Annotated in this window: 1 pseudogene; it reads left to right on the forward strand. The window is 43.1% G+C overall.

The features are described 5' to 3' along the window. A pseudogene (locus AC0QHF_RS09725) lies at nt 1-181 on the forward strand (hypothetical protein); the annotation flags it as partial. Between the last annotated feature and the right edge of the window lie 72 nt (nt 182-253).

The following is a 253-nucleotide window of genomic DNA, read 5'->3' on the forward strand; positions in this document are numbered from 1 at the left end:
TCATAGATGGTTGGCAGTGGTCGGACTATTGGTGGCAGATTCCACCTCACCGCCTTCCGTTCCCCGCTTCAATCCTAAGATTGTGAATCCTAAAACTGGGGGTGGCTATCGCCTCCTCTCTTGGATTATCAGTTTTATTTATTTCTTGTATAAGAAACTTGTATCACTGATTTTTCCTTGACCCTGAGAGTTCCGACCTCATTTAGTATCCTGTGATACCAAACTTAGGAACATACAGACAGTTATAAGGTTG

The sequence above is a fragment of the Lyngbya sp. CCY1209 genome (assembly GCF_055795065.1).